This window comes from Streptomyces sp. NPDC032126 (genome assembly GCF_055580085.1).
On sequence record NZ_JBVIMA010000001.1, the window covers coordinates 1938065 to 1953103 of the forward strand.

At 70.6% G+C, this 15039-nt stretch carries 16 protein-coding genes and 1 tRNA gene; 9 read left to right on the forward strand and 8 right to left on the reverse strand.

What is annotated here, in order from left to right; all coding sequences use genetic code 11:
- Positions 1-155 precede the first annotated feature (155 nt).
- Positions 156-938 (forward strand): IclR family transcriptional regulator, encoded by a 783-nt coding sequence (locus tag ACZ5NW_RS08240; protein ID WP_468742901.1) that lies wholly within the window; start codon positions 156-158, stop codon positions 936-938.
- A 22-nt stretch (positions 939-960) separates the two neighbouring features.
- Here ACZ5NW_RS08240 and ACZ5NW_RS08245 read toward each other — a convergent pair whose 3' ends face one another.
- A complete protein-coding gene (locus ACZ5NW_RS08245) occupies positions 961-1710 on the reverse strand; it encodes an IclR family transcriptional regulator domain-containing protein (protein ID WP_468742902.1) in 750 nt (249 codons plus the stop codon).
- Positions 1711-2034: 324 nt separating this feature from the next.
- The gene (locus ACZ5NW_RS08250) at positions 2035-2847 is read right to left on the reverse strand and encodes a polysaccharide deacetylase family protein (RefSeq protein ID WP_468742903.1); all 813 of its coding nucleotides are present in this window, start codon (positions 2845-2847) and stop codon (positions 2035-2037) included.
- A 135-nt stretch (positions 2848-2982) separates the two neighbouring features.
- Between ACZ5NW_RS08250 and ACZ5NW_RS08255 the strand changes: the two genes are divergently transcribed.
- Positions 2983-3183 carry a hypothetical protein gene (locus tag ACZ5NW_RS08255; RefSeq protein WP_468742904.1) on the forward strand — a complete coding sequence of 67 codons (201 nt, stop codon included), beginning with the start codon at positions 2983-2985 and terminating at the stop codon, positions 3181-3183.
- Between the two features lie 142 nt (positions 3184-3325).
- Here ACZ5NW_RS08255 and ACZ5NW_RS08260 read toward each other — a convergent pair whose 3' ends face one another.
- Positions 3326-3862 (reverse strand): isoprenylcysteine carboxyl methyltransferase family protein, encoded by a 537-nt coding sequence (locus ACZ5NW_RS08260; RefSeq protein WP_468742905.1) that lies wholly within the window; start codon positions 3860-3862, stop codon positions 3326-3328.
- A 142-nt stretch (positions 3863-4004) separates the two neighbouring features.
- On the reverse strand, positions 4005-5519 hold the full coding sequence (locus ACZ5NW_RS08265; protein WP_468742906.1) for an MFS transporter: 1515 nt from the start codon (positions 5517-5519) through the stop codon (positions 4005-4007).
- Between the two features lie 363 nt (positions 5520-5882).
- Here ACZ5NW_RS08265 and ACZ5NW_RS08270 point away from each other — a divergent pair, with 363 nt between their 5' ends.
- The 5 genes from ACZ5NW_RS08270 to ACZ5NW_RS08290 all read left to right on the forward strand — a co-directional run bounded on the left by ACZ5NW_RS08270 (position 5883) and on the right by ACZ5NW_RS08290 (position 9772).
- Entirely contained in the window at positions 5883-6821 is a 939-nt protein-coding gene (locus ACZ5NW_RS08270) for an acyl-ACP desaturase (RefSeq protein WP_468742907.1), read from the forward strand.
- A 53-nt stretch (positions 6822-6874) separates the two neighbouring features.
- Positions 6875-7132 (forward strand): acyl carrier protein, encoded by a 258-nt coding sequence (locus tag ACZ5NW_RS08275; RefSeq protein ID WP_468742908.1) that lies wholly within the window; start codon positions 6875-6877, stop codon positions 7130-7132.
- Positions 7122-8348 (forward strand): beta-ketoacyl-[acyl-carrier-protein] synthase family protein, encoded by a 1227-nt coding sequence (locus ACZ5NW_RS08280; protein WP_468742909.1) that lies wholly within the window; start codon positions 7122-7124, stop codon positions 8346-8348. Before ACZ5NW_RS08275 ends, ACZ5NW_RS08280 begins: the two co-directional genes overlap by 11 nt.
- 134 nt (positions 8349-8482) lie before the next feature.
- Positions 8483-9532 carry a type III polyketide synthase gene (locus ACZ5NW_RS08285; protein ID WP_468742910.1) on the forward strand — a complete coding sequence of 350 codons (1050 nt, stop codon included), beginning with the start codon at positions 8483-8485 and terminating at the stop codon, positions 9530-9532.
- 165 nt (positions 9533-9697) lie between these two features.
- Positions 9698-9772: transfer RNA gene (locus tag ACZ5NW_RS08290), tRNA-Trp, on the forward strand.
- Between the two features lie 170 nt (positions 9773-9942).
- Here ACZ5NW_RS08290 and ACZ5NW_RS08295 read toward each other — a convergent pair.
- The 4 genes from ACZ5NW_RS08295 to ACZ5NW_RS08310 form a co-directional block, all read right to left on the reverse strand.
- Positions 9943-10521 carry a suppressor of fused domain protein gene (locus ACZ5NW_RS08295; RefSeq protein WP_468742911.1) on the reverse strand — a complete coding sequence of 193 codons (579 nt, stop codon included), beginning with the start codon at positions 10519-10521 and terminating at the stop codon, positions 9943-9945.
- A 44-nt stretch (positions 10522-10565) separates the two neighbouring features.
- Positions 10566-10841, reverse strand: a complete 276-nt coding sequence (locus ACZ5NW_RS08300; RefSeq protein ID WP_468742912.1) for a hypothetical protein — start codon at positions 10839-10841, stop codon at positions 10566-10568.
- Between the two features lie 106 nt (positions 10842-10947).
- The gene (locus ACZ5NW_RS08305) at positions 10948-11610 is read right to left on the reverse strand and encodes a response regulator (protein ID WP_468742913.1); all 663 of its coding nucleotides are present in this window, start codon (positions 11608-11610) and stop codon (positions 10948-10950) included.
- An 82-nt stretch (positions 11611-11692) separates the two neighbouring features.
- Positions 11693-12868, reverse strand: a complete 1176-nt coding sequence (locus ACZ5NW_RS08310; RefSeq protein WP_468742914.1) for a sensor histidine kinase — start codon at positions 12866-12868, stop codon at positions 11693-11695.
- A 208-nt stretch (positions 12869-13076) separates the two neighbouring features.
- Between ACZ5NW_RS08310 and ACZ5NW_RS08315 the strand changes: the two genes are divergently transcribed.
- Positions 13077-13997, forward strand: a complete 921-nt coding sequence (locus ACZ5NW_RS08315; RefSeq protein WP_468742915.1) for an ATP-binding cassette domain-containing protein — start codon at positions 13077-13079, stop codon at positions 13995-13997.
- Positions 13994-14818 carry an ABC transporter permease gene (locus ACZ5NW_RS08320; RefSeq protein ID WP_468742916.1) on the forward strand — a complete coding sequence of 275 codons (825 nt, stop codon included), beginning with the start codon at positions 13994-13996 and terminating at the stop codon, positions 14816-14818. The genes ACZ5NW_RS08315 and ACZ5NW_RS08320 overlap by 4 nt, the downstream gene beginning before the upstream one ends.
- Positions 14819-15039: the final 221 nt, after the last annotated feature.

Genomic DNA, 15039 nt, shown 5'->3' on the forward strand with positions numbered 1-15039 from the left:
AGCATGAAGTGCGAAGGATGGCTGGAGACTATCCCCGGATGCGTAATAGGCAAGTCCAGTTGCCCATGGTGCACGGATCGCGCCATGAAGCTGCAATGTTCCCGCAATGAAGGGGGCGCAGCGGCACTGCCGCCTGGCGCTATGCTCGGCCCCCGATGACCACCGACAGCAGCCTGAAACGCGGCCTGGCCGTGCTCCGACTCTTCGCCCAACACCCGTCGCAGGACCCGCGCGGCCACACCGCCGCCGAGGTCGCCGCGCTGCTGGGCCGCGAACGAAGCCAGGTCTCCCGCATCCTGCGCAGCCTCGAGACGGCCCGGTTCCTGCGCCGTGATCCCGCGTCGCTGCGCTACTCCGTCTCCTGGGAGCTGTACGCGCGCGCCCAGCAGATCACCGAGGCACGCCTGCGCCGGGACGGCCGCACCGCGCTGGAGGGCGTCGCCGCCGACACGGGGGAGTGCGCCTATCTGGGAGTCCTGCGGGGCGCCAGTTCGGTGACCATCCTCGAATCGATGCCGGCGGCGCTGTCCTCGTTCGTCTCCTGGGTGGGCCGCGCCTACCCCGCCTATTGCAGCGACGCCGGACAGGCCCTGCTGTTCGACGCGGACGACACCGAGGTCGCCGCAGTTTTCGCCCGTACCGCCTTCGTCCGGCACGGCCCCAATACCCCCGCCGACCTGGACGACTTCCTGGCCCGCCTGGACGCGGCCCGCAAGCGGGGCTACTCGATCGTCGACCAGGAAGCTGAACCCGGTCTGTACTCGCTCGCCGCGCCGGTCAGGGACTTCCGCGGGGAGATCGTCGCCGCCGTGCAGGTCGTCGGCCCGCGCCGCCGTCTGGAGCCGGCGACGGCGGCCTGTGCGGAATCGGTGGTCCGCTGGAGCGACTGGCTGACTGCGGCGCTGCGCTCAACGGACCATGAGACGGACGGGGACTGAGCAGCCGTAACCCAGCCGCAGCTCAGCCGAGAAGGGCGGCCAGTCGCGCCGCCGCGTCACCGATCGCGGCGACGATCTCGCCCCGGTCGTCCCTGGCCGCCGCGTGCGGTACGACCGCGCTGACGGCCGCCACGATGTCCCCGCGCGGATCCCGCACCGGCGCGGCCACCTCCAGCACGTCCTCGTCGTACTCGCTCTCGCACACCGCGACGCCGCGCCCGGCGTCCGCGGCGACCCGCGCCAGCAGATCGTCCACGGTCCGCGGCGCGTAGGGGCCTCCCGCCCCGATGAAGTCCTCACCGCCCAGGAGTTGCGCCACCTCCGCCCGCGCGTGGTCGAAGAGCAGTGCCCGCCCTGCCCCGGTGCACCAGACAGGCGTCAGCCGCCCCGCCCGCGCCCAGGAGAACTCGGCCCAGGCCGCCAGCTCGGCCCGCACCGAGAGCACCATCGCCTCACAGAGCACGTCCACGTACGCGCACGCCCCGAACCGGACCACCAACTCCCGCAGCAGCGCCCGGCTCTCCACGCCCCATGGCCCGGCTTCGGCCGCGACGGCCAGCAGATCCGCCCCGGCACGAAACTCGTTCCCGTCCCGGGCGAGTGTCCCGGTGCCGACCAGATCCCGCAGCAACCGCGACGCCTGCCCCTTGTCCAGCCCGCTCTCCTCCGCCAGCCGGACCACCCCGGGTCCCCCTCGGCTGTCGAGCTCCCCCCGGACAACCCGTTCCACCAGCCCAAGCCCTCTGGGCAGTGCACCCGTCGCCACGTCCATGCGCCGGATGCTACAGATTCCGGCGCCGACCGCGGGCACCAGGACCGAGGCGATCACCGAAGAGCCCGCAGCCGACGCCTCAACACGATCCTGGCCGGTCTGCTGGCCCTCGCCACCGCCAGTACCGACAAGACCGCGCGGTTGTGGAACGTCGTCCTCCCCCAGCCATCGGCGGCAATCAAGAAGATCTGCCAGGCCGTCCGCCGCGATCTCACGCCGGCGGAATGGTCGGCTTACCTGCCGGACCGACCAGACGGTTCCGTATGCAGCTGAAGCGCCCCTGGCTCCGATGTCGCATCCGCCTCGCCGGAGCACGGAGCCGGCTCACTGATCATTCTGGGCCGGCGCCCGCCCCCTGCTCTGGCTGTCCCGTTGCGGTGCGTACCAGTAGGCATGCCCAGGCTGGGGCTTGTCGGGGGCGAAGAGCTGCGAGACGGTAACCGGCGTCAGGCCGCGCTTGCGGAGGCCGTCGATGATGCCGGGGACGGCTGGGACGGTGCCCGGGTAGACGTCGTGCAGCAAAATGATTCCGTAGCGTTCGGCACCCGCCAGTACGCGCTGCGTGATCACGTTCGGGTCGTGATCGCGGTAGTCGCTGGCGGTGACGCTCCACAGAATCTGGGCGAGTCCGAGGGAGCGACTGACCTCTGCCACCCGCTGATCGGTACGCCCTTGCGGTGGGCGCATCAGGGACGGTGCGCGACCAGTGAGTTGTTCCACCCGTTCCTGGACACGCGTGAGTTGGCGACGGATCTCGGCTTCCGAGACCTCTGTGAGCCGAGGGTGACTCCAGGTGTGGTTGGCCAGCTCATGACCCTCAGACGCTTCCCGGCGTACGAGCTCGGGATGGCGGGCGACGCCAGTCTTGCCGAGCAGAAAGAAGGTCACATTGACGCGTTTGGCCTTGAGGATGTCCAGCAACTGGGCCGTGTAACGGTCCGGGCCGGCATCGAAGGTCAACGCCACGCACTTGGCCTTGCGACAGTCCACTGGGTAGGGCTCGGCCCGGGACGGACTCGCGGACGGCTTGGGCTTCGGCTTCGGCTTCGCAGGGAGCGACGCGGTGCCGCAGGCAGCCAGAACGGCAGCTGAGGCAAGAGCGGCGGCCGTGCGCAGAAGGGAGCGATACGAGATCACAGCTGCGATCTGTAGCAGAGCTGAGAGGCGACGCTGCGCTGACACAGCGGCCGGCGCCGGGTTACAGGCTGACGGAGCAGCAGAGGTGCGAAAGCGGATCGTCTGGGCCCAGGCCCTTGGCTACGTGCCTGATCCATGCAGGATCTCGAGGGCAACGAATTCGCGTCGCCCGAGGGCCTGCCCTCCACCACATCCTCAGCGACGCCATCGGTGGTGTCCTCTGACATCGAAGTTGAATTTGCCCGGGACAAGACGCTGGCGTGGTTTGAGGATGCGGTCGCGGAGATCCGCTGGGGGAGCGGCGGCAAGGTCGCAAGCCGGTCCGGGACGGGATGATCGTCGCGATGTTCCGTCGCTACGAGTCCCGGGCTGTCGTTTAGCGGCAGCAACACCGTGAGTTGGCGCGGATCGGTGTTGCCGAGTTCCAACAACCCCGGCGGCTTGCGGTAGGAGCATGAGTGTCGGCCATCAGCAGCCTCTACGCGGCCAGTTGCAGCGCTTCGTTTTCTACTCTCAGGCGTACCGTCAGTAGTGCCGCGTTGGTGGTCGTGAACAGGAGGGCTGTCAGCCAGGCGCCGTAGACCAGCGGCAGCGCCAGGCCTTCCACGATCACGAAGACGTAATTGGGGTGGCGCATCCAGCGGTAGGGGCCTTTGCTGACCAAGGGCAGGTTCGGGACGATGATGACGCGGGTGTTCCACTGAGGGCCGAGGGAGCGGATGCACCACCAGCGCCCGACGTTCGCCAGGATGACCGCGGTCAGGGCGGGCCAGCTCCGGGCGGGGACGAACGCGTGGTGCCCCAACACTGCTTCGGCGAGGGTGCCGAGGAGGAGTCCGAGGTGAAGGGCGACCATCACGGGATAGTGGCCGCGGCCGTACTCCCTGCCTCCACGAGCCGTGGCCCGGCGCGCGTGCCGATGGGCCACCACGAGTTCCAGCAGACGCTCACCGGCGATGACCGCCAGGAGAACTGCCAGTCCTGCGGGCAGGTGAACGGTGCCCGGCTGGATCACGGTGGGCTATTCCTTCCAGTGAGTGTGCGCTTCAGTAAGGAGGGAGACGGCGCTGGTGCGCGCACGCCAGACCGCGAACCTTTTGCGTCTCACATTGCCCTTCACCCGAAAGGTGCAGGATCGAGAGGCTTGCGGGTGCGTGTCACTCGGGGGATGTGGTCTCCGCGAGGGCAGTGCTTTTTCGCTTGTTCGGGGACGGCAGGAGGAAGCAGACCGCTGCGGCGATGACCACCGCGACCGCGATGAGGGCCGCGGACATGCCCTTCGTGAATGCGTCCTTGACGGCGGCCCCGAGCGCCGCGCCTTGGGGGCCGATGCGGTCGGCGACATAGAGACCACCCACCGGTGAGTGCCGTACGGCGTCGGCGGCGGCCGGCGGAAGGGGGGATACGTCGGGCAGGGCGCGGCGGTAGTGACTGCCGAAGACCGAGCCCATCAGGGCGATGCCGACGGCCGCGCCCACCTCGCGCGTGATGTCGTTCATCGCCGAGGCGACACCCTGCTGGTCCCGGCTGAGGGAACTGGTGATCGCCGAGGTGCCGACGACGCCTGTCATACCGATCCCCAGCCCGGCCACCACGAGGCCACCGAGGAAGGGAAGATAGCCGGAGTCGGTGTCGAGCAGGGACATGGCGACCAGCCCGGAACCGAGTAGCAGCAGCCCTCCGATCATCACGGTCCGCTCGCCGAGTCGTGCGGCGAGCCAGGGGGTCGCCTCCGAGACGAGGACGATGACCACCGCCACGGGCACCAGGGCGACCGCGGTCTTCAAGGCGCTGTAGTCGAGGACGAGTTGCAGGTACTGCAGTCCCACGAAGTAGAAGCCGAACACCGCCATGAACTGCACGGCGATGGTCGCGGTCCCGGTGCGGAAGCCCGCGATGCGAAAGAGACGCGGGTCGAGGAGCGGGTGCTGTGAGCGCAGTCCGAACACCACATACGCGGCGAGGGCCAGCACGGTCACGACCAGAGCGGTGACGACCTGAGGCCGGCCCCAGCCCCCGTCGTTGCCCTCGATCAGCGCGTACACCAGGGCCGCCGGGGCGAGCGCGGTGCACACCGCGCCTCGGACGTCGAACGGGCTTCGGTGCGTGTCCCTCGTCTCCGGGGCGAGCAGCAGCGCCGCGACTCCGGCCGCGAGTGCGCCCGCCGCGCCGGCGACGAAGACCGACCGCCAGCTGAACCACTGCAGGAGCACGCCCGTGACGAGCATCCCCAGGATGACCCCAGCCGCCGAACAGGCGGCCCACAGGGCCACGCCCTTGGGGCGCTGGTCGGCAGGGAGAACCGCTGTGATCGTGGACAGCGTGCCGGGCATGATCATGGCCGCCCCGACCCCGATCACCGCACGCCAGGCGATCAGAGCAGTCGTATCGGAGGCGTACGAGCCCGCCAGGGACGCGGCGCCGAACACGACCGTACCGGCGAGCAGCACGGCCCGGCGCCCCACCCGGTCCCCGAGCGCGCCCAGCGGCAGGACGAGGCCGGCCAGCGCCAGCACGTAGGCGTCGACGATCCACGTGAGCGAGGTGATGGACGCGGACAGGCCGACGGCAAGGTCGGGCAGCGCGAGGTTGAGGGCGGCCATGGACGCGGTGACCAGGGCCACCGCCAGGCACATGGAGGACAGGACTCCGGAGGGGGCCTTTCCGCTCATGGGCCCTGCGGGACGGGGCGGGGAAGAAAGTGAGGCGATCACCCGGCAAGTACTACCGGCGGGCTCGATGGCGAGTGGCCACCGTGATCCGAATGCCGCGTGTCACGGCACGCATGTTGACGCCATCGGTCCGTACGCCCCGGCCGTGACCGAACCCGCCGATCCCGCCAGTCCCGCCGCTTCCGGCTCGCGGTCCGTGCGAGCAACGGGTTTCCCTCCGAAGAACGAGCTTCGGTGAGCACGTACGCACCACAGACCGGAATGAGTGAATGATCGTTTCCCGGTTCCTCCGACGGCGTTTGCACATCGAACGCAGGTCGCCGCGCGATACGCCGCACAGGAGCGATGAGAGGAGCGGAGTGCATGGCTGAGGTCGCCGTCCGAACAGAGCAGGTTCTGCGAGAGCTGGAGCCATCGGTGGAACGGCTACTGGAACGGCATCTGACCGCCGCCCGTGACTGGCTCCCTCACCAGTACGTGCCGTGGAGCGCGGCACAGGACTACGACGGTCCGCTGCACGGCACGGCCTGGACCCCGGACCAGTCCCCGATGCCCCAGGCCGTCCGGGACGCGCTGGTCGTCAACCTGCTGACCGAGGACAACCTGCCGAGCTACCACTTCGAGATCGCCACCCGGTTCGGCCGGGACGGCGCCTGGGGCACCTGGGTGCACCGGTGGACGGCCGAGGAGGACCGGCACGCCTCGGCACTGCGCGCCTATGTCCACGCCCGACGCGCGGTGGACCCCGTCGCTCTGGAACAGCTGCGGATGGCCCACATGGGCGTCGGCCACCACACCGGCCTGCCGACGCTGTTGCACTCGCTGGCATACGTGACCGTCCAGGAGTTGGCCACCCGGCAGGCACACCGCAATGCGGGAGCCGCGTGCGGTGACGTGGTCGGCGAACAGCTGATGGCGCGGATCGCGGCGGACGAGAACCTGCACATGCTCCTCTACCGCGGGCTGCTCGCCGACGCGCTCGCCCTGTTCCCGGACGCGACCCTGACCTCCCTGGCGGATGTGCTGGACGGTTTCGCGATGCCTGGCGCGACGATCCCCGGCTTCCGGGCCCGGGCGGCGCGCATCGCGGCCGCCGGCATCTACAACCTGAACGTCCACCTGGAGCACGTGGTGGCTCCCCTGCTGCGGACCCTGAAGGCCCTGTCCATGCCCGACCTGGGACCGGCCGGACGGCAGGCCCAGGAGCGGCTGGGCGCCCACGTCGAACAGCTCACGGCCCGGGCGGCCCGGGCCCAGGAACTGTTCGAACGCATGAACGCCAAGGCCCTCTCGACCGCATGAACGACCGCGTGACGAACGCGTACTGACTACTGACCCCCACAGGAGGCACCCACATGTCCCAGACGGAACCGGACACCCTTCCCGAGCCGCTGGTGGCCCTGATCACCGAGCACCTCTCGGACACGTCGGACCGCGAACCCCTCCGGCCGGACGCCACGTTCGACAGTCTCGGTATGGATTCGCTGGCCCTGATGGAACTGGTGGTGGCGGCGGAGGAAAGGTTCGGGATCGTGCTGCCCGAGGCGGCGCTGGACCTCGCCCCGTCCGCCACCCTCGCCGACGCGGCCCGTGCCTTCGCCGATGCCCGCTGAGATCGTCGTCACCGGGCTCGGGCTCGTCACCCCGGCCGGGCACACCCCGGAGGAGAACTGGGCGGCGCTGTGCAGGGCACGGTCGCTCGCCGGTCGCGACCCCGAGCTCGCCGGTCTGCCGGTGGACTTCTCCTGCCACGTCACCGATTTCGACGCCGGGGCGGAACTCGGGCCGTCACTGGCGCGGCGGGTGGACCCGTTCATCCGGTTCGCGCTCGTCGCCGCACGCCGGGCCGTCGCCGACGCCGGTCTCGCCGACCGCGGGCCGCTCGGCGAACGCGTCGGGGTCGTCCTCGGCGTCGGATCCAACTGCCTGAGCACCTACGTCACCGAGTTCACGCATCTCGGGGCGGGCCGGCCGGAGCGGGTCTCGCCGCTCGCGCTGCCGCGCAGCGTGCCCAGCATGGCCGCCGGCGAGGTCGCGATCGATCTCGGCGCCCAGGGGCCCAACTTCACCACCGCCAGCGCCTGCGCCTCGGGCGCGACCGCGCTCGGGGTGGCGCGTGATCTGCTGCGGTCCGGCAGCTGCGACATCGTCCTGGCGGGCGGCAGCGAATCGGGCCGTTCCCGGATGACGGTCACGTGCTTCACGCGGATGCGGGCGCTGTCGCGGCGTCGCGACGAACCTGCGCTGGCCAGCAGGCCGTTCGATGCCCGGCGCGACGGGCTGGTGCTCGGTGAGGGCGCCGCCGTCCTCGTCCTGGAGCGGGCCGACCACGCACGCGTCCGCCGGGCTCCCGCGCTGGCCGTGCTGCGCGGTTACGGCGCCGGCTCCGACGCACACCACCCGGTGGCTCCTCACCCGCAAGGGGAAGGTGCCGCCCGGACCATCATGGCCGCCCTGGCGGACGCCGGATGCCGGGCTCGCGACATCGGGCATGTGAACGCGCACGGCACCTCCACCCTGTTGGGCGATGCCGCGGAGGCGGCGGCCCTGGCGCGCGTCTTCGGCGACGACATGCCTCCGGTCACCGCGTCCAAGGGCGTCATCGGTCACTCGCTGGGGGCGACCGGGGCGATCGAGGCGGCGTACACGGTTCTCGCCCTGCGCCACGGGGCCGTCCCACCGGTCGCCAACTTCGAGGGGCAGGACGGCGATCACAAGCTGGACATCGTCGCGGGACACCCGCGTACGACAACCGCCGACACGGCCGTCAGCTGCTCTTTCGGTTTCGGCGGCCAGAACGCGGTCCTGCTGTTCACCAGCGCCGGCTAACCGCCCGCGGGACCCCGCACGACAACGCACCGCACAGTGGAAAGGACGTACGCCGGGTGGCGACAGAGAAGACGACGGCGCGACAGGCGACGGCGGACGCCGGAGTCCGGGGGCCGGACCGACCGGGTCCGCGCGTGTCCGCCATCGCTACCGCGTTCCCGCCCCACCGCTTCACCCAGGAAGAGATCATGGAATGCCTGGCGGGCACGACCTTGGGGCGTTCCGCGACCGGCGCGTTGATGCTCCGCAGGATCCAGGCGAACGCCGGTGTGGCCACGCGTCACTTCGCGCGGCCGCTCGACGAGCTGCGCACCCTCACCGACTTCACCGACGCCAACCGGGCCTGGCTCGAGACCGCGCTGGAGCTCGGCGAACGGGTACTGACCGAGGGGCTGAAGAAGGCGGGGGTACGTCCTGGGGACGTCGATGCCGTGATCAGTACGACGGTGACCGGGCTGGCCGTGCCGTCGATCGAGGCACGGCTCGCGCACCGGATCGGCCTGCGGCCCGACGTGCGGCGCATCCCGCTCTTCGGCAACGGTTGTGCGGGAGGCGCGGCGGGCCTGGCGCGGCTGCGCGAATACCTGATCGGCCACCCCAGCCACACCGCGATGCTGCTGTCGGTCGAGCTGTGCTCGCTCGCGTATCAGATCCAGGACACCTCGATGGCGAACATCGTGGCCGGAAGCCTCTTCGGGGACGGCGCGGCAGCCGTCGTCGCCGTCGGCGCGGAGCGGCCGTGCGCCGGAAACGGACCGGAACTCGTCGACTCCCACAGCTACCTGGTCCCCGACAGCGAAGAGGTCCTCGGCTGGGACATCGGCTCACATGGTCTGCGCATCCTCCTGGCTCCGGAGGTCCCCGCGCTGACCGCGGAGTACCTTCCCAAGGCCGTCTACGACCTGCTGGGCCGGCACGCGCTCACACCGGGGGAGATCGCCACCTGGATCGTCCACGGCGGCGGCCCGAAGGTGATGACCGCCTTCGAGCAGGCATGCGACCTGCCACCCGACTCGCTGGCCTGGACCCGCCGGTCCTGGGCCGACAAGGGCAACCTCTCCTCCGTATCCGTCCTGGACGTACTGTCCGCGGCCATGGAGACCCCGGCTCCCGCGGGCGCCCCGGGCCTCATCGCCGCGATGGGCCCGGGCTTCGCCATCGAGCTCGTCCTGACCCGGTGGTGAGGGCGGCAGGGCAACACGCGGCGCGGAGCGCCGGGCCCCGTCCTCAGGCGTCTTCCGATGGCAGAGTGAGGCCGGTACGCCCCCTGCCACCTGATCGGGCGAGGGGCGCCTTGCCGAAATTCGGTGGCAGAGAGAATCACGGCCGTGTCAGGCTCCATCCACCGGAGGGGTGTAGCTCAGCCCGGCCAGAGCAGCGGACTCCAAACCCGCATGCCGCAGGTTCAAATCCTGCCGCCCCTGCACAGCACAGCGGCCAGGTCCCATGAGGACCTGGCCGCTCCCTCATGAGCCGACGGGCTGGGCCAGCGCGGGCGCCCTGCAGAACTGCCGAGCACCTCGCGGCGCGGTGCTCAGTCGGAGTTAGGTTGCCTGGCGTTCAGCGGCCCCACGAGAGTGGTGCGGACCCGAACTCAGACGACAGACGCTCTGAACGGATCCGTCGGAATGATCTCTGCCTCGTCGAAGCGTTGCTCCAATGCTTCGTGGCCGTGGCGTCGGCGGAACTCGATCTCGGCGGTCGTCACCGGCAGGGTCCACAGGATGCGGGCGTGCCCCTCGGGCAGGGGGCAGTGTTCGAGGTCGGGGCCGTGGAGGTAGGGCAGGCTGATGAGCAGGTGGTCGCAGGTCGAGCCCGGCACCCACGGTTCGCCGATCGGCATGCTGTGCTCCAGGTCGAGCCGGTGCCCTCCGCAGTGGTAGTAGGCGATCATTGCCATGAGGTCGATGAACCGCTGGTCGCGGACGTGGGCGGTCATGACGAACTCAAGCCCATGACCGTGTTTCTCCATCGCGGCCCAGCACCCGGCGGTCACATAGGCCCAGCTGTCGCTGCGGGGACCGGGCCCTACTACGAGAACACGCAGGTCGGGAACCGCCTCTCGCCGTTCCGGCCCGAGGTCGTAGTGGACGACCTCCACGGAATGCCCCGCGAAGAACGCCCGGACATGTGACTCCACGCCTTCCGCGGCCAGCAGCCTTGCATTACTCACCGCGCGATCATGCCAGATGGCGTTCGACCGCTCCTGCGTTCTCTTCATGCAGTGTTGTGGGGCCGGGGATGATCGCGCGGGCGGGTGTGGCGCTTCCAAGGGGTGGCGTCGGGTGGGGTGGGGATGACCTCGATCGAGCGGACCGCGTACCCGCGGTTCAAGCCGCTGATCGCCGCGCGTGAGCTGCATGCGTTCTTCACGCGGCCGGGCACGATCCATGCTGGCAGGCGTGGCACGGTGGCGGCCAGCGATCCGGTCGAGCGGGAGAAGGACGTGAAGTTCACCTCTTCGCTCGCCAACCCGCTGGGTTCGACGTCCATTCCACCCACGAGACAGAGGTCGCCTCGGAGGACTACGGCACCCACCTCGACGTCGACGTCAGCGTGTTGGAGGACGAGCAGGCCCCGGCGACATGACCCGCATGCTTCAGCGAGGCAGGGTGACGAGCCCCATCTCATAGGCGGTGATGACGAGCTGGACCCGGTCGCGGGCGCCCAGTTTGGTGAGCAGCCGTGACACGTGCGACTTGGCGGTGGCCACCGTGATGAAGAGGTCCTCGGCGATCTCGGTGTTCGACCGGCCGCGTCCGACCAGGGTCAGCACTTCCCGTTCCCGCTCGGTGATGCCCTCGACCGGCTGTGGGAAGCGCTGAGGGGCAGCAGCGGGGTGCCCGATGAAGTCCGCGATCAGACGGCGTGTCACACCCGGCGCGATCAGTGCGTCGCCGCCGGCGACGACGCGGATCGCCGCGAGGATGTCGTCCAGCGCCATGTCCTTGACCACGAAGCCGCTCGCGCCGGCCCGGAGCGCGCCGTAGACGTGGTCGTCCTCGTCGAAGGTGGTCAGGACGAGAACGCGTGTGGCTGCCGGACCGGCCGTGATCTGGCGGGTGGCCTCGATCCCGTCCATGCCGGGCATTCGGATGTCCATGACCACGACGTCGGGGCTGGTATCCCTGACCAGTTGGACGGCCTCGGCGCCGGTGGCGGCTTCACCGACGACCTCCAGGTCGCTGTGATCGGCCATGAGCACACGTAGACCGGACCGCACCAGGGGCTGGTCGTCGGCGAGGACAACGCGGACGGTCACTGGTGGACCCTCCTCTCTGCGGGCTCTGAGAAGGTGCCCACGGTTAGATGCCGGCGAGAGCCGGGGTGACGGCCCGCGGTGGTCATCGGGTCTCCACCGGGACTCCGACGGGTGCGGGCAGCGGCAACCTGGCCGCCACCCGGAAGCCGCCCTCCGGGCGGGGCCCGGCGCTGAGGTGGCCGCCCAGCAGACCGACCCGCTCCCGCATCCCGATGATGCCGAAGCCGCGGGCCGAGCCGTTCCCGGGGGTGCCGCGCCCGTTGTCGACGACCTCCACGGACAGTTCCCCGTCTCCGTAGTTGATGGCCACCCGGCAGCGCCCGGTGCCCGCGTGCCGGACCACGTTGGTCAGCGCCTCCTGCACGATGCGGTAGGCGGACAGATCGATGTCGGTCGGCAGGGGACGCTGCTCCCCGCTGCGGCGCACGTCGACGTGTACCCCCGCGCCCGCGGTCGCTGCCGCCAGCCGTTCGACGTCGGCCAGCCCCGGCGAGGGTGCGAGCGGTGACTCCTTAGAGGGGGGCGTACCCCGGTCGGCCTGGCGGAGCGAGACCAGCGTGCGCCGAAGGCCCGAGAGGGTCTCTCTGCTGGTGGCCTCGATGGCGCGCAGGGCCTCGTGCGCCTGTGCCGGCTGGGTCTGGATGACCCGGCTGCCCACACCGGCCTGGATGGCGATGATGCCGATGCTGTGCGCGACCATGTCGTGCAGCTCCCGTGCGATCCGCAGCCGTTCGGCGGTCACGGCCTCGGCCACCTCCTGGGCTCGCAGCGCCACGGCGTGCTCGCGGCGCTCGCGACTGAGCAGACCGGCCATGCAGGATGCGGCCAGCGCCAGGAGGGCGATCACCCCGTTGATGGTCAGGTTGTCCCCGTGCGCGAAGACGCCGATCACCAGGAGTTGCACGGCGGCAGACACGGTTACGGCCACCACCGAAGCGCGCCGTGCACAGGTGGTGACGATGAAGCCCAGGACGAGGTCCGCCGACAGGTACGACAGGAACTGGCCCTGATACGCGACCGCCAGGCTCTCATGGACGGAGCTCGGAGTGCCCGCCACCACAGCGGTGGATCCGAAGAGTGCCATGGCCAGAGCCAGCAGCGGCATCCCTCGCACCACGCCGGCGAGCAGGCTCACGGCCAGCAGTGCCCCGACACCGTGAACGGTGCCCGACGCCCGCGTCGCGCCCCCCACCAGCAGACCCACCACGAGGAGGTAGGAGGCGCCCCCCGCCCAGGCCACAGCCTTGGTTCTCGTCATCGGTGGCATTCCCTCCCGGGAACAACTCCGCGGTCCGCGACGCGCGTAGGCAGCAAAGTGATCGTCATGGGGTTCACGCCGCGAGACTAACCGGCCACGGTTGGCGCGGCATCAGCCCGGGGACGTACGCCCAGGGGCGGGCCCGCCCGCACGATTGCCGCCCACGGCCTCATGTCCGGGCGGGGGTCCTCTCGGCAGTGTGGGTGCCGTGATCGAAGTCAGCGAACTCACCAAGCGCTACGGCAGCAAGACGGCCGTCGACCATCTGTCCTTCACCGTGCGGCCGGGCCAGGTCACCGGATTCCTCGGCCCCAACGGCGCCGGCAAGTCCACCACCCTGCGGATGATCCTCGGCCTGGACACGCCCGCCACCGGCGCCGCCACCGTCAGCGGCGTCCCCTTCCACCGCCACCCGCGCGGACTGCGACACGTCGGCGCCCTCCTCGACGCCGGACATATCCACGGCGGACGCAGTGCTGCCGCCCATCTGTCCGCCCTGGCCCGCAGCAACGGCATACCGCGGCGCAGGGTGGAAGGGGTGCTTCAGGAGGTGGGGCTGGCCGAGGTGGCCAACCGCCGTATCGGCGGATTCTCCCTCGGCATGAAGCAGCGTCTCGGCATCGCCACCGCCCTGCTCGGCGATCCGCCCGTGCTCATGTTCGACGAGCCGATCAACGGCATGGATCCGGAGGGCGTGCTGTGGGTGCGCCGGCTCTTCCGGCGCCTGGCCGCCGAGGGGCGCACGGTCTTCCTCTCCAGCCACCTGATGTCGGAGATGGAGAACACCGCCGACCAGCTGGTCGTCATCGGCCGGGGCCGCCTCATCGCCGCCGAGCCGCTACGGGACTTCGCGGCCCGCGGCACCCGTCGCAGCGTCGTGGTCGCGACACCGCAGGCCGCCGAGCTGGCAGCGGTGCTCACCGCGGCGGGCGCCTCGGTCGAGCCGGAGGGCTCGGCGGGCACCGAGAAGCTCGCCGTGACCGGGCTCCCGGCGGACCGGATCGGCGCGCTCGCCTTCGACAACCGCATCCGGCTGGACGAACTGACCACCCGTACCGCCTCACTGGAGGCGGCCTTCATGGAACTCACCGCCGACAGCACCGAATACATGGCAGGACAGCCCCGATGAGCACACTCACCTCCGCCCCCCAGGCCACCCCCGCCGCCGCGGTGCCCGCGCGCTTCCGCGACCTCCTCGCCTCCGAGTGGATCAAGACGCGGTCCCTGCGCTCCACCCCGTGGACGCTCGCGCTCACCGTCCTGTTCGTCATCGGCTCCGCCGCCGTGGCCTCGCTGTCGGACAAGGGCGCGGTCTCCGGCCCCGCTGAGTTCCGGCCCTTCGACGCCTACCCGGCGGCCGGCTACTGGACGCTGATGCTCGTCGCCAGCAGCATGGGCGCCCTCACCGTCGTGAGCGAGTACAGCAGCGGCCTGATCCGCACCACCACCGTGGCCGTCCCGGCCCGCGGCTCGGTGGTGCTGGCCAAGGCGGCCGTCACCGCCGCGCTGTGGACCGCGGTCGGCACGGCCGCCTCCACCGGTTCTTTCCTGGTCTCCCAGGCCGTCCTGGACGGGCACCACGCCGGCGTTCCGATCACTCACCCCGGGGTGTCGCGGGCGCTGGTGGCCTCCGCGTTGCTGGCCCCGGTCTGCGCCCTGGTCGGTCTGGGCCTCGGCGTTCTGCTCCGGCATGCCGCCGGGACCATGGTCACCGCCGTCTTCGCCCTGCTGATGCTGCCCCCCATGTTCTCGGAGGGGAACCGCTGGTCGGCGGACATCAAGCACACACTGGTGGCGGCCGCCTGGAACCGTCTGGTCCAACCCTGGGAGCCGGATCCCGGATCCCTGGGCTACACCGCCACGGTCCCCGGCTCCTGGCTCGTGTACACGCTCTGGCCGCTGATGACGGTCGCACTCGCAGTGCTCGTCGTGAGGCGCCGCGACGTGTGAGTGTGCCTCCAGGGGGTCCGGCCGCCACGTCGGCCGGGACAGCGCCCGCCACGGCTCGCCCGGCCGCCAGCCCTCACCGGGCGGGTGCTCGCGCAGCTTGGCCAGCGCGACCCCGAGCCGGCGATCGCCGTCTCGGTGATCAAGGCGATGGTCTAGGGCATCCGCGCGGCGGTCATCTCCCGGACCCGGATCAACCTGCACCGCAAGACCGTCAAGCACGC

Excerpts from the sequence above, each read along its gene's own strand:
- ACZ5NW_RS08240 (WP_468742901.1), top strand. The coding sequence starts at position 156 with ATGACCACCGACAGCAGCCTGAAACGCGGCCTGGCCGTGCTCCGACTC.
- ACZ5NW_RS08245 (WP_468742902.1), bottom strand. The coding sequence starts at position 1,710 with ATGGACGTGGCGACGGGTGCACTGCCCAGAGGGCTTGGGCTGGTGGAA.
- ACZ5NW_RS08255 (WP_468742904.1), top strand. The coding sequence starts at position 2,983 with ATGCAGGATCTCGAGGGCAACGAATTCGCGTCGCCCGAGGGCCTGCCC.
- ACZ5NW_RS08265 (WP_468742906.1), bottom strand. The coding sequence starts at position 5,519 with ATGAGCGGAAAGGCCCCCTCCGGAGTCCTGTCCTCCATGTGCCTGGCG.
- ACZ5NW_RS08270 (WP_468742907.1), top strand. The coding sequence starts at position 5,883 with ATGGCTGAGGTCGCCGTCCGAACAGAGCAGGTTCTGCGAGAGCTGGAG.
- ACZ5NW_RS08275 (WP_468742908.1), top strand. The coding sequence starts at position 6,875 with ATGTCCCAGACGGAACCGGACACCCTTCCCGAGCCGCTGGTGGCCCTG.
- ACZ5NW_RS08280 (WP_468742909.1), top strand. The coding sequence starts at position 7,122 with ATGCCCGCTGAGATCGTCGTCACCGGGCTCGGGCTCGTCACCCCGGCC.
- ACZ5NW_RS08300 (WP_468742912.1), bottom strand. The coding sequence starts at position 10,841 with ATGGACGTCGAACCCAGCGGGTTGGCGAGCGAAGAGGTGAACTTCACG.
- ACZ5NW_RS08310 (WP_468742914.1), bottom strand. The coding sequence starts at position 12,868 with ATGACGAGAACCAAGGCTGTGGCCTGGGCGGGGGGCGCCTCCTACCTC.
- ACZ5NW_RS08320 (WP_468742916.1), top strand. The coding sequence starts at position 13,994 with ATGAGCACACTCACCTCCGCCCCCCAGGCCACCCCCGCCGCCGCGGTG.